This window comes from Bhargavaea massiliensis, assembly GCF_018390575.1.
Lineage (GTDB): Bacteria > Bacillota > Bacilli > Bacillales_A > Planococcaceae > Bhargavaea > Bhargavaea massiliensis.
Genome location: NZ_JAHBCJ010000010.1, coordinates 1 through 24205 on the forward strand (window position 1 = coordinate 1; position 24205 = coordinate 24205).

A 24205-nucleotide genomic window follows, 5' to 3' on the forward strand; every position below is an offset into this window, starting at 1 on the left:
GGAGTTGCAACAAGGGGTGAGGAGTTGCAACAAGGGGCGCGGAGTTGCAACAAGGAGTGTGGAGTTGCAACAAGGGGCGCGGAGTTGAAACAAGTGAATCGCACTTACAGCATGAGTATTGTACTTACAGCATACGAATCGGGCTTACAGCAATATGATCCGCCAATCAAAAACCCCCTCTCCGTCACCGGAGAGGGGGTTCACAAACATGATCACAGGACCCACATGCCGACCAGGCCGCAGAGGACACCGAGAAGGATGACGGCTCCGGAGACGAACCAGAGGACTTTCCTCGGGAACGCGCCTGCGACGAGGATCAGCGATGGCAGGCTGATGGCCGGCAGGGTGATGAGCAGGGCGGCGGCAGGTCCGGTACCAAGCCCGGCGGACATGAAGGCTTGGATGATCGGGATTTCCGCGGCGGTCGGGATGACGAACAGCATTCCGCCGATTGCGAAAAGCAGGATCATGAGCAGTGTATTGCCGGATGCGCCGTCAAGCAGCGGGAAGAGCCACGGGCGCACAGCCGCAATAAGCAGGACCGAGATAAAGTAAGCCGGGATGATGAAAAGTGCCATCCGGCCCATGCTCTTGAGCCAGCGGGAAAGGAAGCTGCCTTCTTCCGGAGAAATCACCGTTTCCACTTTTTCCACCTTGCGGGCGAGTTCCTCAGGAGCCGGCTGCGGGGCAAACCGGTTCGCCAGGTAGCTGATGCCGAAGACGAGCGCGATGCCAAAGATGGCCCGGAGCAGCGTGAATTCCCAGGAAAGGACGAACGTCATGAAGACGAGTACCGCCGGATTCAGCACAGGGTTGCCGAGCCAGAAAGCGAGGGCCGCTCCGATTGAGACATTCTTTTTCCTCAGTCCTGCTGCGACAGGTGCCGCGCAGCACGTGCACATCATCCCCGGAAGGCTCGTCAGTCCGCCGATGGCCGTGCTGCCGAAGGAAGTCTTGCCGAGTGTGCGCATCAGCCAGTCGGCAGGGATGAGCACTTGGACGAGCGAGCCGAGCACGATTCCGAGTACAGCCGCTTTCCAGACGGCAAGAAAGTATGTGACCGTGTATGACCAGGTGCTTTCCCAGGAGAATGTTCCGGCATCAGCCGGGTCCCCGAGGATCGAATCGCCGATTGACTGTGTCGTGATGGCGGTCATGCTTTTATCGACATATGGAATCCATTTCACATACGCAAGCCCGATAACCGCGACGAGAAGGAAGATGGTTACATATAAAATCGTCCGTTTTCTGTCGGACGTGCGGGTGGTGTTCACGTTCAGGACCTCCTGTAAACTGATAACCGGAATAGTATACCACCCGAATTAGAATAATTCTATTAGAAAAATCCCCTGCCACAACGGGCAGGGGATTGAATCAGGCTTCCTGGAACTGAATATTGTGCAGGTTCGCGAAGATGCCGCCGTTCCTTACAAGTTCCTCATAGCTTCCGTCTTCCGCAATGCCGTCCTTTGTCACGACAACGACACGGTCTGCGTTTCGGATGGTGGCAAGACGGTGGGCGATGACGAGGGTCGTCCGGTTTTCGGACAGTTCCTCGAGGGACTGCTGGATGATACGCTCGGTCTCGGTGTCGAGTGCGGAAGTGGCCTCATCCAGGATGAGGATCGGCGGGTTCTTCAGGAACATGCGGGCGATGGCAAGCCGTTGTTTCTGGCCGCCGGAAAGCTTGAGGCCGCGCTCGCCGATCTGCGTTTCGTATCCGTCAGGAAGATCCGAAATGAACTCCTCGAGATGGGCCTTACGGGCAGCCTCGTAAACTTCTTCTTCAGTCGCGTCGAGCTTGCCGTAGGCGATGTTCTCGAAAATGGTCCCGGTGAAGAGAAACACATCTTGCTGAACGATACCGATTTGGGAGCGCAGCGACTTCATCGTCATATCCCGCACATCAATGCCGTCGATGGAAATCGAGCCGCCGTTGACATCATAGAATCGCGGAATCAACGAGCAGATGGTCGTCTTGCCTGCGCCGGACGGACCGACAAAGGCGACCGTCTGCCCGGAGCGGATCGACAAACTGATGTCATTCAGCACCGGCTTGGATCCGTCATAGCGGAACGACACCCGGTCAAAGCGGATATTGCCGTTCAGATGGGAGACCTCTACGGCATCCGGATGGTCGAGCACTTCCGGCTCTTCATCCAGCAGCTCCTGGAACCGCCGGAATCCGGCCATTCCCTTCGGGTACATCTCGAGAAGCGCGGCTATTTTATCAACCGGTTTAATCAAAACGTTGACGAACAGCACGAAACTCACGAGTTCACCGTAGGAGAGCCGGTCGTTAAAGGAAAACCAGGCGCCGACGACGAGGACGAGCAGCGTGACAAGGCGCGTCAGCATATACATGCTGGAATGGGTCCAGGCCATGACTTTATAGGCTGCGATCTTGGCGTGCCTGAAACTTCCGTTGTCTTTCCTGAACCGCTTCATCTCGAACGCCTCGTTCGTGAACGACTGCACGACTCGAACCCCCGACACGCTGTCTTCGACACGGGCATTTACGTCGGCTATCCGGCTGTACATGTTTTGCCAAGCCTTGTTCATCTTCGTATTGCAGAATGTGATGACCGCGACAAGGAACGGGATCATGATGATGGTGATCAGCGCCAGCTCCGGATTGATCGTATACATGATCGAGAACGCACCGACAATCGTCATGATGGCGATGAAAATATCCTCCGGCCCGTGGTGGGCAAGCTCTCCGATGTCGAACAGGTCATTGGTGATCCGGCTCATGATATGGCCGGTCTTCGTGTTATCGAAAAAGCGGAACGACTGCCGTTGCACATGGTCGAAAAGCTGCTGCCGCATATCGGTCTCGATGTTCACCCCTAGCTTATGGCCGAGGTAGGAGACGATAAACTGCAGGAACGTGCTGAGAAGGTAGATGCCGAGCAGCAGGAGGCTGACCCAGACGATCCGGCCCCAGTCCCCGGTCGGAAGCAGTTCGTCAATGAACCACTGTACGGCAACTGGAAATGCAAGCTCGAGCAATGCCACGAACACGGCGCTTGAGAAGTCAATGACGAACAGCCGCTTATGCGGTTTATAATAGGAAAAGAATTGCTTGAGCATAAAATCCTCCAATGGGTGATTTGACTTCCGCCATTATAGCCGAACCAAGTAGAATCCGGAAGAGGATTGGGTCTTTCGTCGGGTTTCTGCAAGAAAACGGAACTATTCCACGAAGTTTGCCGTATTACGGACTGTACCCAAATCCAGAGAGGCGGTAATTTTATATGAAGAAACTCTTGATGGCCATGGCGGCCGGAACTCTGACACTTGGCCTGGCGGCATGCAATGAGACGGCCAAGCCAACGGAAGGCACACCGGAAGAAAAGCAGAGCGACCTGACGGCAGAGGAAGTCTATGAAAACGCGCTAAAAGCTTCACAGGAAATGAAAAGCTCGGAAGCCACTGTGAAGATGGACCAGAAAATCACGGTTCCCTCCCAAGAAGTGGAGATGAACACAAACACCAACATGGAGATGGAAATGACTTTGGACCCACTTGCAATGCATCAGAAGGGGACAATGACCATGAGTGCCGCGGGTGGGGAAGAGATGTCAATGGAAATCGATGTCTACATGACCGAGGACGGGACGATGTACATGCGCGATCCCCAGGGAGAACAGTGGATCAAGATGACTGGAGCCGTCCCGGGGCTTGACCAGCTGACCCAGCAGCAGCCGGATCCTTCCGAGCAGCTTGAGCAGCTCCAGGAATATGCAGAAGATATGAAGTTCGAGCAAAACGAGAGCGAGTATATCCTGAAGCTGACGGCCGACGGAGAAAAATTCAATGAGCTGATTAAGCAGACGCTCCAGGAACAGCTTCCGCCCGAAGCACTTGAACAGATGGGCGAAGAAGAACAGAAGGCACTCGAAAACATGAACATCAACGAAATGCAGTACGAGATGTTCGTGGATAAGGAAACCTTCAATATGACAGCGATGAACATGATCATGTCGATGTCAATGGAAGACCAGGGTGAGACGGTCAATATCGACATCGATACGAAAACCGCTTACTCGAACATCAATGGAATCGAGAAAATCGAAATTCCCCAGGAAGTCATCGACTCCGCAGTGGAACTTCCGCAACAATAATCGAACAGTAAAACCGCAGCCTTCAGCACGGCTGCGGTTTTTTAGTTTGTCATGGAAGATGAAGAAAAGCGATCCATGGAGGTGGAAAAGGTGGTCTGAAAAAGCCGCAAACCGGAAGTGCAGATTCTAGACGATAATCATTCTAAACTAAATGATAATCATTTTCATTTACTCTTTGACTTCATGATAACCCATGCTATAATAGCAATTGCAAGGGTGCTGAGAATGATTTTCAACAGAACATTCTCAATAGCCTTTCAAATCGCAGTGCATCGGGGATAGCCATGAAGACACGTTATTTGATTGCGGGGCTCGTCATCCTGTCGTTCTTATCTTTGTTCGTCGGGGCGAGCAGCATCACACCAATGGACCTCTTGGATTGGAGTTCCGAAGAAACCCAAATATTTTTGATCAGCCGTGTGCCGCGGCTTGTCGCCATCCTGCTTGCAGGGGCGGGCATGAGTGTCGCCGGCATGATCATGCAGCAGTTGAGCCGAAACAAGTTTGTTTCACCGACAACGGCAGGGACACTGGATGCGACCCGTCTTGGGATCCTTGTATCCATGCTCCTGTTCACGAATGCGACGATGCTCGAGCAAATGGCCATTTCGTTTGCATTCGCCCTTGCCGGGACACTCTTGTTCATGCAGATCCTGGAGCGCATCAAGTTTAAAGATGCGATCTTCATCCCGCTGGTGGGGCTGATGTTCGGGAACATCTTGTCGTCCCTGACGACATTCTTCGCCTATCGGTCGAATGTGATCCAGAACATCTCCTCCTGGCTGCAGGGTGATTTCTCCATGATCATGTCGGGACGCTATGAGCTTTTGTACATCAGCGTTCCGATCCTGGTCCTGGCCTACCTGTATGCCAACCGGTTTACCGTTGCCGGGATGGGGGAGGATTTCTCCAGGAACCTTGGCCTCAACTACAGATTTGTTGTGAACTTCGGTCTGATCCTGGTTGCATTGATTACTGTAACGGTTGTCCTCACGGTCGGCATGATTCCGTTTCTCGGACTCATTATCCCCAACATCGTCTCCATCATGAAAGGAGACAACCTAGAGAAGACTTTGCCGCACACGGCGCTCATGGGCTCGATATTCCTGCTTGTCTGTGACATTCTCGGACGTGTGCTGATCTATCCATATGAAATTTCCATCAGTCTGATGGTCGGGGTCATCGGCAGCGGCATCTTCCTTTACCTGCTGTTCAGGAGGAAAGCCTATGCGTGATTCCATTAAACTCATCATCCTGTACGCGCTGGCGGCGCTTTTTGTCGGTCTGTATCTGTTCCATGACTTGAATGGCAGTTACGACTACGCCCTCCCGAGAAGGGGCGTGAAGGTTGCGGCGATGGCCGTGACCGGCATCGCGATCGCCTACGCAACGGTCGTCTTCCAGACGATCACCCAGAACCGGATTTTGACACCGAGCATCATGGGGCTGGACTCGCTCTATATGCTGATCCAGACACTCATCATCTTTTTCCTGGGCTCGACCCATATCACGGTCGTCAACAAGCAGGTGAATTTCCTGCTGTCGGTCATAGCGATGATCATTTTCGCTTTGCTGCTCTACCAGCTCCTCTTTAAAAAGGGGAACCGGCCGGTTTACTTCCTCCTTCTGGTTGGAATTATCGTCGGGACATTTTTCAGCAGCATCTCGACATTCCTCCAGGTGCTGATCGATCCGAATGAGTTCCTGACTGTCCAGGATGCGATGTTCGCCAGCTTCAACAACGTCAATTCAGACTTGGTCTGGCTCTCGATCGCGGTTGTCGCCGCTTGCATCACCATCGGTTGGCGCCAGCTCAGGATCATGGATGTAATCTCGCTTGGCCGGGATATCTCCATGAACCTGGGCGTACCGTATGACAGAATGGTGCGCAGCACCCTGATCCTATCCGCAGTGCTGATCGCCGTGTCTACGGCATTGGTCGGTCCGATCACTTTCTTCGGTCTGATCGTCGCCAATCTGAGCTACCAATTCATCAAGTCTTATAAGCATTCCATCACGATTACGGCTGCAGCCGGCCTGAGCCTGATCCTCCTCATCGGGGGACAGTGGGTCGTCGAGCGTGTCTTCACCTTCTCGACCACTCTGAGTGTCGTCATCGAGTTCGCCGGCGGCGTGTACTTTATCTATCTACTACTTAAGGAGAGTCGATCCGCATGATCCAAGTCCGTGAGCTGTCCAAGTTTTATGGGAAAAAAGCCGTCGTCGAAAAGGTTTCGGTCAACATTCAGCGCGGCCAGATCACTTCGTTCATCGGGCCGAACGGGGCGGGCAAGTCCACCCTGCTCTCCATGGTAAGCCGCCTGCTGGATGCAGACACCGGAGAAGTGCTGGTCGACAAGGATGACGTGCGCAAGATGAAGTCGAACGACTTCGCCAAGCGTGTTTCGATCCTGAAACAATCCAATTACATGAATGTCCGTCTCACGGTCCGCGAACTCGTCTCATTCGGACGATTCCCGCATTCACGGGGGCGGCTGAATGAGGAAGACATCCGTGTGATCGATCAGGCGATCGAGTACATGGAGCTCGGGGATTTGGAGGACAATTATCTGGATGAGCTGTCCGGAGGCCAGCGCCAGCGGGCGTTCATCTCGATGGTCATCGCCCAGGATACCGAATACGTCCTTCTCGATGAACCACTCAACAACCTCGACATGAAGCATTCTGTCCAGATCATGAAGATTCTCCGCCGCCTCGTGGATGAGCTCGGCAAGACTGTCGTCATCGTCCTTCATGACATCAACTTCGCATCGGTCTACTCCGACCGGATCGTGGCGCTGAAGGACGGGCGAGTCATCAAAGACGGCCCGACCGAGGACATCATCAATTCCGAGTCGCTGAAAGAAATCTATGACATGGACATTCCGATCAAGCAGATGAGCAACTGCCGGATCTGCGTATACTTTAATTCCTGACCACACATAATCGAATAGGAAAGACGAGGGATCCTATATGAAAAAGTTCACGTTTATCGCAATGCTGATGGCATTTATCCTGTTCTTGGGTGCCTGCGGCAGCGACACTGCCAAAGAAACCGAAGAAAGCAAAGGCAGCACATCCGGTGAAGCCACTGAAGAAACAACCGAAGACAGCAAGTCCGTGACAATCGAGCACGAGCTCGGCCAAGCAACGATCGAAGGCACGCCTGAGAAAGTCGTCGTCTTTGACTTCGGTATCCTTGATACGCTTGATGAACTCGGCGTAGAAGTCACAGGTCTCCCGCAGGCAAATGTACCGGGTTACCTGGAGCAGTACGAATCGGATGAGTACACGAACGTGGGCAGCCTGAAAGAACCGGATTTCGAAGCCATCCATGAGCTTCAGCCGGATGTCATCTTTATCTCCGGCCGTCAGGCGCAGCTGTATGACCAGTTTGAGGAAATTGCACCAACTGTCTATATCCCGATTGATACAACAGACTACGTGGAATCCTTCAAGGAAAACATGAACACCGTCGCTGAGATCTTCGGCAAAGAAGATGAGATGAACACGGAACTTGAAGACATCGACAGCCGTATAGCTGCCATTCAGGAAAAGACTGCTGCATCTGAAGAAAAAGCTCTGATCGTTCTCGGTACACAAAGCAAGGTTAGTGCATACGGCCCGGCATCCCGCTTCGGCCTGATCCATGATGTCTTCGGTGTGGAACCGGCTGATGAAGGAATCGAAGCTTCGACGCACGGCCAGAACATCACATTCGAATATATCCTCGACACAAACCCTGACATCCTCTACGTCATCGACCGTGACGCTGCAATCGGCGAGGATTCAAGCGTTAAAGAATCGTTCGAGAATGATCTTGTCAAGAAGACGAATGCTTACAAAAATGACAACATCCATTACCTGAACGGTGAATACTGGTACCTCTCCGGGGGCGGCCTTCAATCGATGAAAGAGATGATCTCCGAAATCGAAGCCAGCTTCTGATCGGTTCCTCCCAAACACCCTGCCAAGCGCAGGGTGTTTTTGTTTGCCGATTAATCTGTGCAGGTCCGTCTCCCGGCTGTATCTTTTGTTCCTTCGGGTATGTACGTGGCCTTCAGTGATAAAATGAGAAAAGAGTTTGTACACGCTGGAGGCGTTGAGATGAAAAGCAACAAAATAAAAGCCGGAGCCGCACTTGGTGCCGCGGTTCTGTTTATCCTGCTGGCCTTGTTTTATGATTCTGCGCCGATGCAGGCATTGGATAGGTCCTTATCCAATGGACTGGGAGGCGCTGCATTCTTGAAGGGATTCAGTTTTTTAGGCAATCCTTCTACCATCGCCGTTGTATCCCTGGTTGCCGTCTTCCTGCTTCTGCTCAACCGTTCGCCACGCGATGCGCTGTTTATCGTTTTAGCCGTGGGCGTGGGGTACGCGGTGAATGAGGGGCTGAAGGAGTGGTTTGCAAGACCCCGTCCGGATATGCCCGGACAATTGGAAAGCTACAGTTTTCCTTCAGGCCATGCGCAGATGGGATTCCTCTATGTGAGCTCAATTGGAATGGTTGTGATGCGGCGGCTCCGATCCGGCTTTTTGCGCAGAGTGATTCCGGTCACTGCCGGTGTTCTGATAGCCGGCATGGGCGTATCCCGCATTGCGCTCGGGCGGCATTTTGCAACGGACGTGCTGGCGGGATGGGCAGCCGGCACAGCCTACCTGCTCCTGCTGGTGATCCTATTTACATTCTGGAATAGGGATCGCCTCCAAGCTTGACTGGCGCAATCCCCGATTGTTAGGGACGCCTTTCATGTGGTATAGATAAGGAACAGCAGGAAAGAAGTGATGGATGATGTACAGAATCAGCGAAGAGCTTGCAGAACTCGGACGCCGGCGAATGGGCGAAGCACCGGTGGAAGGCTTTGTCTATGGACAGGGTCCCGAAGAACCGGAACTGATGCTCGTCGGGGAGGCGCCGGGGGAATTTGAGCTGGTGGACGGTATTCCATTTATCGGCCGGGCAGGCAAGGAGCTCATGAAGTCCCTCGCTTCAATCGGGTTGCGGCGCGAAGATGTTTATATCACGAGTGCCGTGCGCAGCCGCCCGTATCGCTGGGGTACGAAAAAGGAGCGAGACGGCACGCTCACTGAGCGAAAGTATAACCGGGCGCCCACGGCAAAGGAGATCCTCGCCCACGCACCGCTCCTGGATGCGGAAATGCGGGACGTACGGCCGAAGCTCGTCGTCACGCTCGGCAACATCGGCCTGCAGCGGCTGCTCGGCAAAAGCTACAAAGTCTCGGACGTGCACGGACAGCTGATCGAGGCCCCTGTCCAGTATTTGGCGAACCCGGAGGATCGGACATACAGCCTGACTGAGGACGTCAGGACAATTGTTCCGACATTCCATCCGGCCTCCGTGTTTTATAACCCATCGCTGCGAGAAAAGGTGGAGGAAGACTGGCAGGCGATCGGTAGGGCACTTCAGAGGCACTCTGGCCATTAAACTTGAACGCATCCTGTAAAGGAGGTGGAAGCAGATGTCGAGACGGGGGAACAGCAGAAGCGAAATGCATGCGCCCGGCGGTCCTCTGAGCGAGCAGGACGCTATCCGCATCATGAGCGGATTGGCCAGTGCCTTCTATGTCTTGGATAGGAATTCGGACTTTATTTATATGAACGAAAAGGCAGCACGCCTGCTGGGCCGTGAAGGGAAAGACTTGGCCGGAAGAAATGCCTGGGCAGAGTTCCCTTATGCGGTGCCTGCCGGCCTGAAAGAGATGTACGACCGGATCCGTGAAACGGGTGTCGCTGAAACGAAAGAAATCTATTACCGGCCCGCGGGCCTCTGGCTGCAAGTGGACGCCCAGGAAATCGGTGACGGCCGGATTGCGGTCTTGTTCCATGACATCAGCCGCTATAAGCAAGCGGAAACAAGGCTGGAAATGCTCGCTTACAGGGACAATCTGACCGGACTCCCGAATCGCAGTTCTGCGATTGAGCTGATTAAAAAAAGCATCGGTGAGAGGAAGCCGTTTTCCATCGTCCTCTTTGACATCGACAGTTTCCGCCAGCTCAACGACCTTCACGGACATCAAGCGGGAGACCGTTATATCCTGGAAATTGCGGAGCGGCTTAAGAGCCTTCTGGAAGACGGTGAGGTCGTCACAAGGATTGGCGCGGACGAGTTCATCTTTCACACCCACCGGACGGATCCGGAAGACTTAAAGCAATGGATCCGGGAAATGTTCAGGCAAACTGCAACTTCCGTGAGACTGAACGACCATGTAAGCTTTTCCGCTTCTGCAAGTGTGGGGATCAGCCGCTATCCGGAAGACGGGACGACGACAGCCGAGCTTCTCAGCAGAGCGGATCATGCTATGCATGAATCGAAGACTAAGAGGGGCAATTGCTTCCAGATGTTCCATGATGAAATGAAGAAAAGACTCGAGCGCAGACGGGTGATTGAGGATGACCTGTTCTCAGGGAACTTCAAGGAAAAAGGGTTCACCTGTGTTGTCCAGCCCCAGCTGGACGGAAAAAGCGGACAGCTGCTCGGAATCGAAACACTGTCGAGGTGGAACCATCCGGAGCTCGGTCCCCTTCCCCCAAGCGAGTTCATTCCGATTGCGGAAGAAAGCGGGAAGATCAGGGAACTGACGATTCACCTGCTCAATCTCGTTTTGGGGGAAGGGAAACATTGGGCCGAGGCTTACGGCAGTGTCCCGAGGATTGCCGTGAACGTAACATCACACCTATTGGATGACAAGCGATTCTTCGGGACCATCATGAGAATGCTCAGAAAGTGGGATCTTCCTCCGGACCGGTTTGAAATCGAAATTACTGAATGGAAAGAAATCCTCTGCTCAGATCTGGTCCTCTCTAATCTGAGAAAGTGCCGAAGCAAAGGAATATCTGTCGCGATTGACGACTTCGGCACCGGATTTTCAGGTCTGTCCTATCTGACCAATTTTCCGGTCGACAAAATCAAGATCGACCGGTTTTTCGTATCCGGCATCGGCATGGTCAGTAAATCGGAAGCGATCCTGAAGTCGATCGTGTCGCTTGCGGAAGGCCTCGATTGTGAACTGATCGCTGAAGGTGTCGAGACCGAGGCGCAGCGCCAGTTTCTTTTGGATATAGGGTGCTGCGGCATGCAAGGTTATTATTATGATGCACCGCTGCCGCCGTGGAGATTTGAAGAAAAGTATTTGTCTGCATGGCAGTCAGACTGACCTTTTGGATCCGCGCATTTGCGCGGTTTTTTGTATGCAGACTGAATGAAGGGAGTACTCGCTCTGCGAAACTTTGGAATCGTCCCCGCAGACAGTCGGGATAGCAAAACGGGTTCGGCACATTTGAGTAGAAATTTTGAAAACTTCCCTTCGAATAAGTTGCACAAGGGAAACTTTTTAGCATATAATAGCATCATCTTAGAGCAGAAAGTGGATGGTTGAATGGAAGGAAATATATGGCTCGCGTTCGGCCTGACCCTGTTTGCGGGATTGGCGACGGGGATCGGGAGCCTGCTTGCGTTCTTTACTTCCCGGACGAATACAAAATTCCTGTCAGCCTCACTCGGTTTCTCGGCAGGCGTCATGATTTACGTTTCGCTTGTCGAAATCTTCGTCAAAGCGAAAGACGAGCTGACCTATGAGCTTGGGGATACCCCTGGGTACTGGGCAACGCTCGCCGGTTTTTTCGGCGGGATGCTGGTCATTGCGCTCATCGACCACTTTATCCCATCAACGGGCAACCCGCATGAAGTGAAGAGTGTTGAGGATATCGGATCTGGCCCGACGAATGATGAATATGCAAGGCTAAAAAAGATGGGGATATTCACTGCGCTGGCCATCGCGATCCACAACTTCCCTGAGGGGATTGCGACGTTTACGTCAGCGCTCCAGGACCCGACACTCGGTGTAGCCATTGCCATTGCAGTTGCCATCCACAACATTCCGGAAGGTATCGCGGTATCCGTGCCAATGTATTTTGCAACAGGAGACCGGAAGCAGGCATTTAGGCTGAGCTTTTTGTCCGGCCTGGCGGAACCTGCGGGAGCGGTGATCGCCTTCCTGATTCTCATGCCGTTCCTGAACGGCATCATGTTTGGCGTCATCTTCGCTGCGGTGGCGGGAATCATGGTATTCATCTCCGTGGATGAACTGCTTCCTGCGGCGCAGAAATTCGACGAAGCGCATTTGTCGATTTACGGCATGATTGCCGGCATGGCGGTGATGGCCATTAGCCTGGTACTTGTTTCTTAATGGATATTGTCAAACTGTCTTGCACATTGTATAGTTATGAAGTCATCAAAACTATACAGATGTAAAGACAGGTGAAGATAAATGGCTACCTATACTGACCGGCAGGCGAAAAAGCCTGCCATTTCAAGAAACAGATTGCTCGGCACTGCCGGCCTTGCCTGGATGTTTGATGCGATGGATGTCGGCATCCTGTCATTCGTCATCGCAGCGCTGGCGGCCGACTGGGCGCTAACGCCTGGAGAAATGGGTTGGATCGGGAGCGTCAACTCGATCGGCATGGCGGTCGGCGCATTCGCATTCGGCATTCTGGCTGACCGAATCGGCCGGAAGAAGGTCTTTATCCTGACGCTTGTGCTGTTTTCGCTTGCAAGCGGGTTGTCTGCAGCAACGACGGGCCTCGCTGCCTTCCTTGTTTTGCGCTTTATTGTCGGGGCGGGACTCGGCGGAGAACTCCCCGTCGCCTCCACGCTGGTTGCCGAAAGTGTCGGGGCGAAGGAGCGGGGCCGTGTTGTCGTCCTTCTTGAAAGCTTCTGGGCGGGCGGCTGGCTGATCGCTGCCCTGATTTCCTACTTTATCATTCCGGAATACGGCTGGCGCATTGCTCTGATCCTTACGGCATTGCCGGCGCTTTACGCCATCTATCTCCGGATCCATCTTCCGGACTCGCCGGAATTCACGGCCAAGAAGGAAAAGCGGGGGACGATCGCAGAAAACATGAAGGCGCTGTTCTCGGCAAAATACCGCCGGGCGACCGTCATGCTCTGGATCGTCTGGTTTACAGTTGTCTTCTCGTACTACGGCATGTTCCTCTGGCTGCCGAGCGTCATGGTCATGAAGGGCTTCGATCTGATCCATAGCTTCGGTTATGTGCTTCTCATGACACTCGCCCAGCTGCCGGGCTACTTTACCGCAGCCTGGCTGATTGAAAAGGTCGGCCGCAAGTTTGTCCTGAGCGTCTTCATGATCGGGACGGCCGTCAGCGCGCTTATATTTGGAGGCGCTGAGACAACCTGGCTGCTGCTCACGGCCGGTGCCTTCCTCAGCTTCTTCAACCTTGGGGCCTGGGGCGCGCTATACGCCTACTCGCCTGAACAGTACCCGACCGTCATCCGCGGAACCGGTACAGGGACTGCGGCCGCTGTCGGACGGATCGGCGGCATATTCGGCCCGCTGCTCGTCGGATCGCTTGCAGGCGCCGGCGTCGGACTGGGCCTGATCTTCGCCATCTTCACCGGTGCCGTGCTGATCGGAGTCGCGGCCGTGCTGATTCTCGGCACGGAGACGAAGCAGATCGAACTTGAATGAAAAAACCCCCTTTCCGTAAAAGTCGGAAAGGGGGTTTTCCAAGTTATGGAATCCGGATCCAAAAAGACGGAAAATCAGACTCAGGGCATCAGAAGCAGACTTAGATCAAGGAGCATCGCCAATGCGGCCCGGCATCTTCACGCCGGAGCGGTTCCAGTCGAATGTCCATCCGCTTGTTCCCCCGTCCAAAAAGAGCCGATTCAGGCGGCTCTTTTCTTCATTCCGGCGACGCCGGATTTCTTTTTGTAATCTGCATACAGCCACCCGTTAAGCACAGCAAGAAGGATGAGGAAGGCTAGCGGGACGGCCCACAGGTTTTCCGGAGCGGCCGCCCATCCGACAAGAGTGGACACGATGGCCATGACGGGCGCCATAAGGTAATAGGATTTCGTATCGTACAGCCAGCCGTAGGGGAGAAAGTGTGCCCCTGCGATCACTGCAAAGATGAACACCATTGCCTCTGGCCGGCTTCCGAATGCCCAGAAGACGAGCGGAAAATAGGCAAACTGGGCAAGGTTGCACACAAGGCCCAGGCTTCCGAGCGGATTATCCTCAGACTTCCAGTCAGCTTTCAGCAGGCCGGCGAGCCCGACGGCCACCGGGAACAGCAGGCCGGTCAGTGCAAGCAGGGCGATGTTCTGGAGCCGCAGTTCGATCGGCAATAAAAAAGCGATGGTGATCAGCGTCCAGACAACCATTCCGGAAAGCAGAAACGGCAGGCCGTTTTTGTTGCGCAGCGCGAGGTCTTGCTTCAGTGAATGCAGGTCCATCTTGAATCCCCCCAGTTTAAATTCCCCCGTAAACCTTTACTTGGCCGAAAGATGCGGCCAGATGACGTCCGCCCAGATCCGGTATCCGAGGTCGTTCGGATGAATGCCGTCCTTGAGCGTTTCCGTCAGCTTGATGCCCCGCTGTTCCATGAGCGCAAGCATGTCGTCGTGGATGTTGATGTATGCCCAGCCTTTGTCCTCGATAAAGGCCTGCGTGCCGTACACATAGTCGGTAAATCGCAGTCCAAGAGTATTCACCGGCGGCCCGAACTTGTTCTCGGTGGTCGGGTTCGGCGAGATGAACAGGATCCGGGCTTCCGGCAGCGTTTGTGAGTATAGTGCGTGCAGCTGTTCCAGTGATGCATAAGTGTCTTCAAGTGTGACATTCTTATTATGATTATTGATTACGGACGTTTCGATAATGAGGACATCCGGGCGTCCTGCGATGACCGGTCCGGTCACCTCGTCTTCAAGCAGACGGACGGATGTGTAGCCGGAGTGCCCGTGGTTTTCAATTTTCAGGGTGTTGAGCGACGGGTAGACGGTTCGCAGGTGAGCCTGCGTGAGTGCACGCCATGTTTTTGATTGGTTCGACGCGCCGGAGCCTTTCGTGACGCTGCTGCCGGTGACGGCCATGCGCGCTTCGCCTGTTGTAAACGCCCGGTAGACGAGGTAGTCCGCGACAGGCTGGCCCGGATTTTTCAAAGGGTCGACCGATTCGACGGTTACGACGTCGGCGGATGCCTTGCCGCCTCTGCCTTCAGGCCGGAACAGCAGAAGGAGTGCACCGGCTGCGGCGAGGAGCAGAAGGAACTTAATCTGTTTCATTTGTGCTCACCTGCCGGGACCGGATACTTGAGGGCGTTTTTTCGGATTTTGGCATGAGCCGCTTCGTCCAGGTCGAAACCGGCCACTTCAGCAAGCTGAAGAAGATAAATATAAACATCCGCAGCTTCTTCCATGATGCCTTCCCGGTTTTGGGCGACAGCTTGCTCGCCAGAGAGCCACTGGAAATGTTCAAGAAGTTCGGAGGCTTCGATTGAGACGGATGTGGCCAGGTTCCGGGCATCCCGGTTTCCTTCCGTCCAACCGCGGGCTTTATTGAAAGCGAGGATCTCCTCGGTGAGAGTTTTCATAGTGGTGTTTCCCCCTGTTAAATCTGTTTGATTTGAGTATAACCGATATCGGGTAGACAATGAATGGAAGAATGTTTCGGTTTAAAGAAAGGAGGGGGACGGATGTACAAGCCGATCAATCCTGATTTTTTCAACCAGCCTGTCCTGGACCTGGCGCCCGCTCTGCTCGGGCAGTACATCGTCCATGAGACACCCGAGGGACTTGCCGCCGCACGGATCGTTGAGACGGAGGCCTACCACGGCCCGGAAGACCGCGCGGCGCACAGTTTCAACAACCGCCGGACCAAGCGGACGGAAGTGATGTTCGCTGATCCCGGCCGGATCTATACGTATCAAATGCACACCCACACGCTCATGAACGTCGTCGCCGGAGAAGAAGGAACCCCGCATGCGGTCCTGATCCGGGGAGCGGAACCGGTGGAGGGCCTGGAACTCATGCAGGAACGGCGAGGCTGGCATTTCAAGATTCCCGACCTCACAAATGGTCCCGGAAAACTGTCGAAGGCGCTTGGCGTCACGATGGAATCGTACGGCGGCCTCTGGTATGAGGAGCCGCTTTTTATCGCGCCCGGACCGGGACTTGGAGGAGAGTTGAAGGTAGGCCCCCGGGTCGGCATACAGAACACAGGTGAGGCCGTCGACTACCCGTGGCGATTTTTCGAAGAGGGCAATCCGTTCGTCTCGAAGTATCGCTGATGTTTAAAAGTGGATGAGGCGGGAAAAGTAGAAAGGGACATTCATAAAGGAGTGATCAGATTGGCTAAAATCGCAACAGTCATCACGGACATGTTTGAGGACAGCGAATACACGGAGCCGGCAAAAGCGTTCAAAGATGCCGGCCATGAAGTGATCACCATCGAAAAGGAAGCCGGCAAGACAGTGGAAGGCAAGCAGGGACAGGAAAAGGTCACTGTCGACAAGGGAATCGGCGAAGTCAGCGCTGCCGACTACGACGCGCTCTTTATCCCGGGCGGCTTCTCGCCGGACCAGCTTCGCGCGGACGAGCGTTTTGTCAGCTTCGCGAAAGAGTTCATGGACGCTAAAAAACCGGTACTCGCCATCTGCCACGGGCCTCAGCTGCTGATTACGGCAAAGGCGCTTGAAGGGCGTAAGGCGACCGGCTACAAATCGATTGCCCAGGACATGAAGTACGCCGGGGCAAACTTTGAAGACTCCGAAGTCGTCGTTTGCCAGGACCAGCTCGTCACGAGCCGCCAGCCTGACGACATTCCGGCATTCAACCGTGAATCACTGCGGGTGCTGGAAGGGAAATAAAATCTGATTGTAAAGCGCGCCCTCTGCGGCGCGCTTTTTTGATGGGAGAAAAGCGGGAGCGCGTATAGAACCTGTTGAAGCGCGCATAGAAAAGGGATGAGCGCGCATAGGACCCGGTGGAACGCGCATAGGACTGCTGCAAGCGCACATAGAAACCTAAGTGCGCTCTCTTCGGTAATAAATAAGTGTTGACTTATATGTTCTGATACAAATACAATGAACCGGTATTCTGTTATTGGAGGGATTCCGGTGGAGTTATCGGAACTTGAAACATTCATGAAAGCGGCGGGCGACGGCACGCGGCTGAAAATACTGCAGCAGCTTATCTCCGGCCCGGTCTGCGTCTGCGACCTGACGCCACTTGTCGGGCTGACGCAGCCGGCGGTGAGCCAGCATCTGAAGCGGCTAAAAGAAGCGGGCCTCGTGACGGGAGAAAAGCGCGGGCGCTGGACGTTCTGGTCGCTTGACCGGACGCATCCGCTGCACGATATTCTGACCGGCCTGCTTTCTCGGGTGACGGCACCGGAGCGGACGGTCGCCGACCTGGAAGCAACCGGCGAGAAAGGATGCTGTGACTCATGATGGCCTGGCTCGCGGCACTGATTTTTCTCGTTACGCTCGTATTCGTGATCTGGCAGCCGAGGGGGCTGTCGATTGGCTGGTCGGCGATAGCAGGAGCGGCGGTCGCACTGCTTGCCGGTGTTGTCAGCCTGCAGGACGTGTGGGATGTGACCGGCATCGTCTGGAACGCGACGCTCACATTTGTCGCCCTCATCCTGATCTCATTGATTCTCGATGAAATCGGCTTCTTTGAATGGGCGGCGCTCCATATGGCGCGATTTGCCAAGGGAAGCGGACTAAGGATGTTTTTCCTCGTCACGCTCCTTGGCGCAATTGTCGCAGCGCTGTTCGCCAATGACGGAGCGGCGCTCATTATCACGCCGATCGTCCTTGCCATGATGCGCGCGCTTGATTTCAAGGATAAGCTGATTTTGCCGTTTATCATGGCATCCGGATTTATTGCGGATACCACTTCGCTTCCGCTTGTCATCTCGAACCTGGTGAACATCGTATCAGCCGACTTTTTCGGCATCGGTTTTTCCGAGTATGCCTCGCGCATGTTCGTGCCGAACCTGTTCAGCCTGGCAGCAAGCATGCTTGTGCTTTATCTGTACTTCGGCAAAAGCATCCCGAAACGGTTTGACGCATCCAAACTGGCGGAACCCCGTTCGGCCATCCGGGACATGAAGCTGTTCCGCCTCTCCTGGGTGGTCATCGCGGTGCTCCTCGCCGGCTATTTCCTGAGTGAAGCGCTCGGTGTCCCGGTCTCGATCATTGCTGGAATCGTCGCCATCCTGTTCCTTGCCATTTCCGCGCCAAGCAAGGCGGTGGATGAAAAGGCGGTTGTTAAAGGCGCGCCATGGGCAATCGTGTTCTTCTCGATTGGGATGTATGTGGTCGTTTACGGTCTCCGGAATGCCGGGCTGACGGATGTGCTCGCTTCTCTCATCGAGTGGACGGCGAGCCACGGCCTGTATGCGGCAACTGTCGGCATGGGATTCATCGCGGCGATTTTGTCGTCGGTGATGAACAATATGCCGACCGTCATGATCGACGCGCTCGCCATCCAGGATGCGGATGTGCCGGTCCGCGTAAGGGAAGCGCTGATCTATGCAAACGTCATCGGCTCCGACCTGGGTCCAAAGATGACGCCAATCGGCTCGCTTGCGACGCTACTCTGGCTGCACGTGTTGTCTTTGAAAGGGGTCAAAATCTCTTGGGGATACTATTTCAAGGTCGGAATCGTTCTGACGGTTCCCGTCCTGCTTATTACACTGACCGGCTTGTATCTGTGGTTGGAAGTTCTTAACTGAGGTGATGGAAGTGGAAAAAAAGCTCATTTATTTTCTTTGCACGGGCAATTCGTGCCGCAGCCAGATGGCAGAAGGATTCGGCAAGGCGATTCTTGGTGACCGCTTTGACGTCCGTTCCGCCGGCATTGAGGCGCATGGCCTGAACCCTGAAGCAGTCCGGGCGATGAAGGATGCCGGCATCGACATCTCGGCTCAGCAGTCCGAGACGATCAGCGCCGATCTCCTGAAGCGCGCCGACTATGTCATCACCCTATGCGGGGATGCCCATGACAATTGTCCGGCTGTCCCATCCGATGCCGTCCTCGATCACTGGGGATTTGACGACCCGGCACGCGCGGAAGGAACTGAAGAAGAAAGACACGCCGTCTTCCGCCGTGTCCGGGATGAAATCCGGGAGCGGATCGAGCGCTTTTCGGAATCTGGGGAATAACCATGGAACGCGCCTTAATCAGGGCGCGTTTTGTTATGGTGAATAGAGTAATGAACATGGGTACCCGGTAATTGCACAAGGGGCTTCCGCAGCTGGTTTTCACTAATAGAACGCCGGGTAGTAAAAGAGGGTGACACCAAAATTGTCGATCAATCTTCAAAGTTATGACAGTAAAATCCAATTCGAGATTGTTATCCTGTGAAAAGCATTCAGAATCATGGTTAAATGGTAGCAACCGCATTGAAGGGAAGATCCCCATGCTCCACTACAAGACTTACATCAAGGGTGACGATTATCCGTGGGTGACATTTATCCACGGGGCGGGCGGCAGTTCGTCCGTCTGGTTCAAGCAGATCAAGGAATTCCGTAAAGCACACAACGTCCTGCTACTTGACCTCAGGGGCCATGGCCGCTCCGAACGGGGACAATGGGAGAAGGGCGACTCGTTCCGTGAAGTGGCGGATGATGTCATCGAAGTTCTGGATACGCTCGGCATTAAGGAGTCGCATATGATCGGAATGTCGCTGGGAACCATCGTCGCCCAGACGCTCGCGGAATGGCATCCGGACCGGGTCAAGTCGCTGATTCTTGGCGGAGCGGTCATCGGGCTGGACATCCGCACGAAGCTCCTGCTTTGGGCGGGCAATACATTCAAACGGTTCGTTCCGTACATGCTGCTTTACAAACTTTTCGCCTACATCATCATGCCGAGGAAGGAACACGAGGAATCCCGGCTCGCGTTCGTCAACCAGGCGAAGAAGATGTGCCAGAAGGAGTTTGTGAAGTGGTTCTCGCTCACCAAGCTGATTAATCCTTATCTGGCGCGACTGCAGTCAACCACGACCGGCGTGCCGACACTGTTCCTGATGGGGGAAGAAGACTATCTGTTTATCCCGCCCGTCAAGGAAGTGGTGCAGCGCAGTGATCAATTCCGCCTGATTACGATCAGGAACTCAGGGCATGTCTGCAATATCGACCAGCCGGACGAGTTCAACCGCCATTCGATCGGGTATATCCGGGAAATGGAGACGGCGTACGCTTAAACCTGCAAAATGATGAGGCTGGAGGCCGAGTGTTAAGTAAACCTCGCCAAGTGTTAAGCAAACAACCTGAGCACACTAAAAACCCCGACCGGACTTTCCGGTCGGGGTTTCGCACGCTCTAAAGTTATGCTGTGATGGCTTCAAGTTCAGCGGCAGGGCCAAAGAATTCATAGTGGATCTTTTCGACCGGCACGCCGATCGCCCTGAGTTCGTGAATCATCGCATTCATGAACGGTGCCGGGCCGCACAGATAGATGTCGCTGCCTTCGATGACGCGGCCGCGGAGGAAGTCGCGGTCCAGGAAACCTTCCGTGTCGGAGTAGCGGACCGAGTAAGTCGCATTGTCGTTACCGGCCGCCATTTCGCGGAGGTCGCCGTCAAATGCCTGGAGCTGCGGATTGCGGGCAGAGTGAATAAATGCCGCTTCGCGTTCCGGCTGGTTGCTGGTGATGTAATCGAACATCGCAAGCATCGGTGTGAGGCCGACGCCGCCGCTGATGAGTGTGACCGGAGTCGTTGACTCTGTATCGAGGAAGAAGTCTCCCGCAGGGACGCTGGCTTCAATCGTGTTGCCGACATTCACGCTGCGGTGGAGGAACGTCGAGACCTTGCCTTCAGGGTTGCATTCGTCTTCACGCTTGACGGAAATGCGGAACATGTCTTCCTGAGGCGCGCGGGACAGGCTGTACTGGCGGATCATCAGATACTTTTCGCCGGGGATGGTGACGCGGACGGTCAGGTACTGGCCCGGTTTGTAGGTCGGGACACCCTTGCCGTCCGCCGGCTTCAGATAGAAGGAGGTGATGACGTCGCTTTCTTCCACTTTCTTCGCGACGACAAAGTCCTTGAAGCCGTCCCAACCGTTTTCGGCATTGGCCGCATCTTCGTACATGGTTTTTTCGACACCGATGAAGGCATCCGCGATGACACCGTAAGCTTCGCCCCAGGCGTTGAGTATCTCAGGTGTGGATGCGTCGCCGAGCACTTCTTTGATCGCGCCGAGAAGATGATGGCCGACGATCGGATAGTGTTCCGGGCGGACATCGAGGCCGCGGTGCTTGTGCGCAATCTGCACAACTGCCGGTACGATCGCTTCGAGATTGTCGATATACTTTGCTGCGGCAAGCACCGTGTTGGCGAGCGCCGTCTGCTGGCGGCCGCGGGATTGGTTGGCGTGGTTGAAGATATTCAGGAGTTCGGGATGAGCTTCAAACATGTTCTTATAGAAAACTGTAGTAATTGTTTTGCCGTGTTGCTCAAGTACAGGGACGGTGGACTTCACGATGTCGATTGTCTGTTGGGACAGCATGTTTACAACTCCCTTTCGGTTGTTTGGAATGGTTGTTCTTGATCTGTCTCAATCATATTCCTGTGCAATTTCTAAAGCAATATATAAAATACATCTTTAAGGGCATGTCAGAATTCCGTCACATTCCATTCAATACCTTGTCAAAATTTAAAGAAAACGATTTGCTTTCATTCCAGCTGAACAAGCCTTTATAATATGGGAGGAAAGGCGAGTGACTATGCATGAGAATGACGATGTACACTGACTATGCGCTCCGCGTCCTCATGTATCTCGGCGCGAAAAAAGACGGCGAATTGTCTACCATCCAAGGCATTTCGGATGCTTACGGAATTTCCAAGAACCATTTGATGAAAATCACACACAAGCTCGGCCAATTGGGGTATGTGGAAACTGTCCGCGGCCGCGGTGGCGGTGTACGGCTGGCTGTGCCGCCCGAGGAGATCAATATCGGGACGGTCGTTCGCCAGACCGAAGACGACTTCAACATTGTTGAGTGCTTCAGCTCCACGGCGAACCAGTGCGTGCTCAGCCCGGTCTGCGGTCTGCGCGGAGCACTGAACCAGGCACTGATGGCCTATCTGGCGGTGCTGGACCAATATACGCTCGCCGATTTTCTGATCAACAAACAAGACCTCGCGGCGTTATTGTCAGCGCGGGAGATATGATAGAATTAGGAAGGAAAATTCGAACCAGACGGTCAGGAGTGAAATACAAATGTCTAAAGTATTGGTTTTCGGGCATAAAAACCCGGACACAGACTCAATCACAGCAGCAATTGCCTATGCGCATCTGAAAAACGAACTCGGCATGGAAGCGGAAGCGGTCCGCCTCGGTGAAGTCAATGATGAGACAGCTTATGCGCTGGAGAAGTTCGGCTTCGAAGCACCGCGTCTCGTGAAAAATGTTGCTGAAGAAGCGGACGGCGTCATCCTCGTCGACCACAACGAATTCCAGCAGAGCGCGGATGACATCACGGATGTGAAAATCCTTGAGGTGATCGACCACCACCGGATTGCGAACTTCCAGACGGCTGATCCGCTCTACTACCGCGCGGAACCAGTCGGCTGCACAGCGACCATCCTAAACAAGCTTTACAAAGAAAACGGTATCGAGATTCCTGCGAACATTGCGGGTCTCATGCTATCGGCGATCATCTCCGACTCGCTGCTCTTCAAGTCGCCGACATTCACTGGCGAAGACCGCAAAGCAGCGGTTGAGCTGGCGGAAATCGCTGGTGTCGATGCCGAGGAATACGGGCTCGCCATGCTGAAGGCGGGTGCCGACCTCAGCAAGAAGACGCTCGAGGAACTCGTCAACATGGATGCAAAGGAATTTGAGATGGGCGGCAAGAAAGTCGTCATCGCCCAGGTCAATACCGTAGACATCAACGACGTCCTCTCCCGCAAGAAAGAGCTGGAAGACTTGCTCTATCGTGTCATTGCAGAGCGAGAGCTGGGCCTTTACATGCTTGCGATCACGGACATCCTGAACAATGATTCGACCGTCCTTGTCCTTGGCGGAGAAGCCCAGGCGGCATGCGGCGCATTCAATGTTCCGATGGAAGACAACCTGGCTGTGCTGAAGGGCATCGTTTCCCGCAAAAAGCAGATTGTCCCGGTCCTGACAGAAGCCTTGTCGAAATAAGGATTTCCGAAAAGCCCCGGCAGTGCCGGGGCTTTTGCTTTTTCAGGTATCCTCCAAACCAGTTGCATCCCGATACCACTTTTCTTCATACTTTAATAAGGGCCAATGCCTCAGAAAAGGAGTTTGAAAGATGCCAGGTTCAAAGCGTAAGTTTCTGTCCGAGTCCATACCGCTCCAGCTGTTCCTGATTACGGCAGGTGCAATCATTGCGGCCATCGGGCTTGAACTCTTTCTCGTTCCGAACAATATCCTGGACGGCGGGGTGATCGGGCTGTCGATCATTTTGTCGGAGCTGACGCCTCTCAGCTTAAGTATTTTCATCATCATCCTGAACATTCCGTTCATCATTCTCGGATACAGGCGGATGGGCATGCGGTTCACCGTCAATGCGCTATACGGCATCATCGTGCTGTCTGTGGCAACCGGTTATCTGCACAGGTTCGACGTCGTAACGGATGACCTGTTTCTCGCGACGGTGATCGGTGCGGTGATCCTCGGTTTCGGGGTCGGGCTCGTCATGCGCATGGGCGGGGCGCTGGACGGCACCGAAATCCTCGCCATCCTGATCAGCAAGCGGCGCCCGATTTCCGTCGGGCAGACGGTCATGATCATGAACGTCTTCATCTTTATCCTTGCGGGTCTGCTCGTCTTCACATGGGAAACGACGTTTTACTCGATGATCACTTATTTTATCGCCTCAAAGGTGATCGATATGGTCGTCGAGGGTACGGAAGAGTCCCTGTCGGTCATGGTCATTTCCGATCATGCGGAGGAATTGGCAAAGAGCCTGATCGAAAATGTCGGACGCGGCGTGACGTTCCTGAATGGGGAGGGCGCGTTTACCAATGATTCGAAGAAGATCCTCTATGTTGTGGTAGACCGGCTCGAGTTGGCGGATGTCCGGACGGCAATCCGTGAGACAGATCCCGAAGCTTTTGTCATCGTCCAGAGAGTCAGCGAAATCTCCGGCAGCAACTTCAAGACTCCGGTACACCAATAACACTCATCACCCGGCCCAGGATGAATGGGCCGGGTGATTTGGTTGGGGGATCAGCCATCCATCTCCGATGAAAAACCTCCGGACA

Annotated in this window: 25 protein-coding genes; 19 read left to right on the top strand and 6 right to left on the bottom strand. The window is 54.1% G+C overall.

Going from position 1 to position 24205, the window contains the following annotated elements; all coding sequences use genetic code 11:
• Window positions 1-212 precede the first annotated feature (212 nt).
• Window positions 213-1274 carry a permease gene (locus KHA84_RS13510; protein WP_213424047.1) on the bottom strand — a complete coding sequence of 354 codons (1062 nt, stop codon included), beginning with the start codon at window positions 1272-1274 and terminating at the stop codon, window positions 213-215.
• Between the two features lie 100 nt (window positions 1275-1374).
• A complete protein-coding gene (locus KHA84_RS13515) occupies window positions 1375-3093 on the bottom strand; it encodes an ABC transporter ATP-binding protein (RefSeq protein ID WP_213424048.1) in 1719 nt (572 codons plus the stop codon).
• 164 nt (window positions 3094-3257) lie between these two features.
• On the opposite strand from KHA84_RS13515, the gene KHA84_RS13520 reads away from it, so the two are divergent.
• The 10 genes from KHA84_RS13520 to KHA84_RS13565 all read left to right on the top strand — a co-directional run bounded on the left by KHA84_RS13520 (window position 3258) and on the right by KHA84_RS13565 (window position 13639).
• A complete protein-coding gene (locus KHA84_RS13520) occupies window positions 3258-4127 on the top strand; it encodes a DUF6612 family protein (RefSeq protein WP_213424049.1) in 870 nt (289 codons plus the stop codon).
• A gap of 284 nt (window positions 4128-4411) precedes the next feature.
• Complete coding sequence (locus KHA84_RS13525) at window positions 4412-5362, top strand: ABC transporter permease (RefSeq protein ID WP_213424050.1); 951 nt, start codon at window positions 4412-4414, stop codon at window positions 5360-5362.
• Window positions 5355-6305: an iron chelate uptake ABC transporter family permease subunit gene (locus KHA84_RS13530; RefSeq protein ID WP_213424051.1), complete on the top strand. Its 951-nt coding sequence runs from the start codon at window positions 5355-5357 to the stop codon at window positions 6303-6305. The genes KHA84_RS13525 and KHA84_RS13530 overlap by 8 nt, the downstream gene beginning before the upstream one ends.
• Complete coding sequence (locus tag KHA84_RS13535) at window positions 6302-7063, top strand: iron ABC transporter ATP-binding protein (protein ID WP_213424052.1); 762 nt, start codon at window positions 6302-6304, stop codon at window positions 7061-7063. The genes KHA84_RS13530 and KHA84_RS13535 overlap by 4 nt, the downstream gene beginning before the upstream one ends.
• Window positions 7064-7100: 37 nt before the next feature.
• Window positions 7101-8075 carry a siderophore ABC transporter substrate-binding protein gene (locus KHA84_RS13540; RefSeq protein WP_213424053.1) on the top strand — a complete coding sequence of 325 codons (975 nt, stop codon included), beginning with the start codon at window positions 7101-7103 and terminating at the stop codon, window positions 8073-8075.
• Window positions 8076-8234: 159 nt separating this feature from the next.
• On the top strand, window positions 8235-8843 hold the full coding sequence (locus KHA84_RS13545; RefSeq protein WP_213424054.1) for a phosphatase PAP2 family protein: 609 nt from the start codon (window positions 8235-8237) through the stop codon (window positions 8841-8843).
• 76 nt (window positions 8844-8919) lie between these two features.
• Window positions 8920-9573: a uracil-DNA glycosylase gene (locus KHA84_RS13550; RefSeq protein WP_213424055.1), complete on the top strand. Its 654-nt coding sequence runs from the start codon at window positions 8920-8922 to the stop codon at window positions 9571-9573.
• A 34-nt stretch (window positions 9574-9607) separates the two neighbouring features.
• Window positions 9608-11302 (top strand): putative bifunctional diguanylate cyclase/phosphodiesterase, encoded by a 1695-nt coding sequence (locus KHA84_RS13555; protein WP_213424056.1) that lies wholly within the window; start codon window positions 9608-9610, stop codon window positions 11300-11302.
• A gap of 222 nt (window positions 11303-11524) precedes the next feature.
• Entirely contained in the window at window positions 11525-12334 is an 810-nt protein-coding gene (zupT, locus tag KHA84_RS13560) for a zinc transporter ZupT (RefSeq protein WP_213424057.1), read from the top strand.
• Between the two features lie 81 nt (window positions 12335-12415).
• The gene (locus KHA84_RS13565; RefSeq protein WP_213424058.1) at window positions 12416-13639 is read left to right on the top strand and encodes an MFS transporter; all 1224 of its coding nucleotides are present in this window, start codon (window positions 12416-12418) and stop codon (window positions 13637-13639) included.
• 200 nt (window positions 13640-13839) lie between these two features.
• On the opposite strand, the gene KHA84_RS13570 is transcribed toward KHA84_RS13565, so the two are convergent.
• From KHA84_RS13570 to KHA84_RS13580, 3 genes are read right to left on the bottom strand one after another with little or no spacing between them, the layout of a single operon-like run.
• Window positions 13840-14409, bottom strand: a complete 570-nt coding sequence (locus KHA84_RS13570) for a DUF7010 family protein (RefSeq protein ID WP_213424059.1) — start codon at window positions 14407-14409, stop codon at window positions 13840-13842.
• A gap of 36 nt (window positions 14410-14445) precedes the next feature.
• Entirely contained in the window at window positions 14446-15237 is a 792-nt protein-coding gene (locus KHA84_RS13575; protein ID WP_213424060.1) for an SGNH/GDSL hydrolase family protein, read from the bottom strand.
• Window positions 15234-15545, bottom strand: coding sequence for a nucleotide pyrophosphohydrolase (locus tag KHA84_RS13580; RefSeq protein WP_213424061.1), 312 nt, complete (start codon window positions 15543-15545; stop codon window positions 15234-15236). Before KHA84_RS13580 ends, KHA84_RS13575 begins: the two co-directional genes overlap by 4 nt.
• A 102-nt stretch (window positions 15546-15647) precedes the next feature.
• Between KHA84_RS13580 and KHA84_RS13585 the strand changes: the two genes are divergently transcribed.
• From KHA84_RS13585 to KHA84_RS13610, 6 genes are all read left to right on the top strand, one after another.
• Window positions 15648-16241: a DNA-3-methyladenine glycosylase gene (locus KHA84_RS13585; protein ID WP_213424062.1), complete on the top strand. Its 594-nt coding sequence runs from the start codon at window positions 15648-15650 to the stop codon at window positions 16239-16241.
• Between the two features lie 60 nt (window positions 16242-16301).
• Entirely contained in the window at window positions 16302-16820 is a 519-nt protein-coding gene (locus KHA84_RS13590) for a type 1 glutamine amidotransferase domain-containing protein (RefSeq protein ID WP_213424063.1), read from the top strand.
• Between the two features lie 249 nt (window positions 16821-17069).
• On the top strand, window positions 17070-17402 hold the full coding sequence (locus KHA84_RS13595) for an ArsR/SmtB family transcription factor (RefSeq protein WP_213424064.1): 333 nt from the start codon (window positions 17070-17072) through the stop codon (window positions 17400-17402).
• The gene (locus KHA84_RS13600) at window positions 17399-18694 is read left to right on the top strand and encodes an arsenic transporter (protein ID WP_213424065.1); all 1296 of its coding nucleotides are present in this window, start codon (window positions 17399-17401) and stop codon (window positions 18692-18694) included. The genes KHA84_RS13595 and KHA84_RS13600 overlap by 4 nt, the downstream gene beginning before the upstream one ends.
• Before the next feature lie 10 nt (window positions 18695-18704).
• Window positions 18705-19124 carry an arsenate reductase (thioredoxin) gene (arsC, locus tag KHA84_RS13605; RefSeq protein ID WP_213424066.1) on the top strand — a complete coding sequence of 140 codons (420 nt, stop codon included), beginning with the start codon at window positions 18705-18707 and terminating at the stop codon, window positions 19122-19124.
• A 257-nt stretch (window positions 19125-19381) separates the two neighbouring features.
• A complete protein-coding gene (locus tag KHA84_RS13610) occupies window positions 19382-20167 on the top strand; it encodes an alpha/beta fold hydrolase (protein WP_213424067.1) in 786 nt (261 codons plus the stop codon).
• Window positions 20168-20291: 124 nt separating this feature from the next.
• Here the strand turns inward: KHA84_RS13610 and hmpA are convergent, their stop codons facing one another.
• Entirely contained in the window at window positions 20292-21476 is a 1185-nt protein-coding gene (gene hmpA, locus KHA84_RS13615) for an NO-inducible flavohemoprotein (RefSeq protein WP_213424068.1), read from the bottom strand.
• Between the two features lie 221 nt (window positions 21477-21697).
• On the opposite strand from hmpA, the gene KHA84_RS13620 reads away from it, so the two are divergent.
• The 3 genes from KHA84_RS13620 (at window position 21698) to KHA84_RS13630 (ending at window position 24120) form a co-directional block, all read left to right on the top strand.
• Window positions 21698-22141, top strand: a complete 444-nt coding sequence (locus KHA84_RS13620; protein WP_213424069.1) for an RrF2 family transcriptional regulator — start codon at window positions 21698-21700, stop codon at window positions 22139-22141.
• A gap of 49 nt (window positions 22142-22190) precedes the next feature.
• Window positions 22191-23120: a manganese-dependent inorganic pyrophosphatase gene (locus KHA84_RS13625; RefSeq protein ID WP_213424070.1), complete on the top strand. Its 930-nt coding sequence runs from the start codon at window positions 22191-22193 to the stop codon at window positions 23118-23120.
• A gap of 130 nt (window positions 23121-23250) precedes the next feature.
• Complete coding sequence (locus tag KHA84_RS13630; RefSeq protein ID WP_213424071.1) at window positions 23251-24120, top strand: YitT family protein; 870 nt, start codon at window positions 23251-23253, stop codon at window positions 24118-24120.
• Window positions 24121-24205 lie beyond the last annotated feature (85 nt).

Coding starts and splice junctions, on each gene's coding strand:
- KHA84_RS13525 (WP_213424050.1), top strand. CDS start 4,412: ATGAAGACACGTTATTTGATTGCGGGGCTCGTCATCCTGTCGTTCTTA.
- KHA84_RS13540 (WP_213424053.1), top strand. CDS start 7,101: ATGAAAAAGTTCACGTTTATCGCAATGCTGATGGCATTTATCCTGTTC.
- KHA84_RS13630 (WP_213424071.1), top strand. CDS start 23,251: ATGCCAGGTTCAAAGCGTAAGTTTCTGTCCGAGTCCATACCGCTCCAG.
- KHA84_RS13555 (WP_213424056.1), top strand. CDS start 9,608: ATGTCGAGACGGGGGAACAGCAGAAGCGAAATGCATGCGCCCGGCGGT.
- KHA84_RS13610 (WP_213424067.1), top strand. CDS start 19,382: ATGCTCCACTACAAGACTTACATCAAGGGTGACGATTATCCGTGGGTG.
- KHA84_RS13530 (WP_213424051.1), top strand. CDS start 5,355: ATGCGTGATTCCATTAAACTCATCATCCTGTACGCGCTGGCGGCGCTT.
- KHA84_RS13580 (WP_213424061.1), bottom strand. CDS start 15,545: ATGAAAACTCTCACCGAGGAGATCCTCGCTTTCAATAAAGCCCGCGGT.
- KHA84_RS13520 (WP_213424049.1), top strand. CDS start 3,258: ATGAAGAAACTCTTGATGGCCATGGCGGCCGGAACTCTGACACTTGGC.
- KHA84_RS13575 (WP_213424060.1), bottom strand. CDS start 15,237: ATGAAACAGATTAAGTTCCTTCTGCTCCTCGCCGCAGCCGGTGCACTC.
- KHA84_RS13600 (WP_213424065.1), top strand. CDS start 17,399: ATGATGGCCTGGCTCGCGGCACTGATTTTTCTCGTTACGCTCGTATTC.
- KHA84_RS13565 (WP_213424058.1), top strand. CDS start 12,416: ATGGCTACCTATACTGACCGGCAGGCGAAAAAGCCTGCCATTTCAAGA.
- KHA84_RS13570 (WP_213424059.1), bottom strand. CDS start 14,409: ATGGACCTGCATTCACTGAAGCAAGACCTCGCGCTGCGCAACAAAAAC.
- zupT (WP_213424057.1), top strand. CDS start 11,525: ATGGAAGGAAATATATGGCTCGCGTTCGGCCTGACCCTGTTTGCGGGA.
- KHA84_RS13545 (WP_213424054.1), top strand. CDS start 8,235: ATGAAAAGCAACAAAATAAAAGCCGGAGCCGCACTTGGTGCCGCGGTT.
- KHA84_RS13535 (WP_213424052.1), top strand. CDS start 6,302: ATGATCCAAGTCCGTGAGCTGTCCAAGTTTTATGGGAAAAAAGCCGTC.
- KHA84_RS13625 (WP_213424070.1), top strand. CDS start 22,191: ATGTCTAAAGTATTGGTTTTCGGGCATAAAAACCCGGACACAGACTCA.
- KHA84_RS13585 (WP_213424062.1), top strand. CDS start 15,648: ATGTACAAGCCGATCAATCCTGATTTTTTCAACCAGCCTGTCCTGGAC.
- KHA84_RS13515 (WP_213424048.1), bottom strand. CDS start 3,093: ATGCTCAAGCAATTCTTTTCCTATTATAAACCGCATAAGCGGCTGTTC.
- hmpA (WP_213424068.1), bottom strand. CDS start 21,476: ATGCTGTCCCAACAGACAATCGACATCGTGAAGTCCACCGTCCCTGTA.
- KHA84_RS13620 (WP_213424069.1), top strand. CDS start 21,698: ATGAGAATGACGATGTACACTGACTATGCGCTCCGCGTCCTCATGTAT.
- KHA84_RS13550 (WP_213424055.1), top strand. CDS start 8,920: ATGTACAGAATCAGCGAAGAGCTTGCAGAACTCGGACGCCGGCGAATG.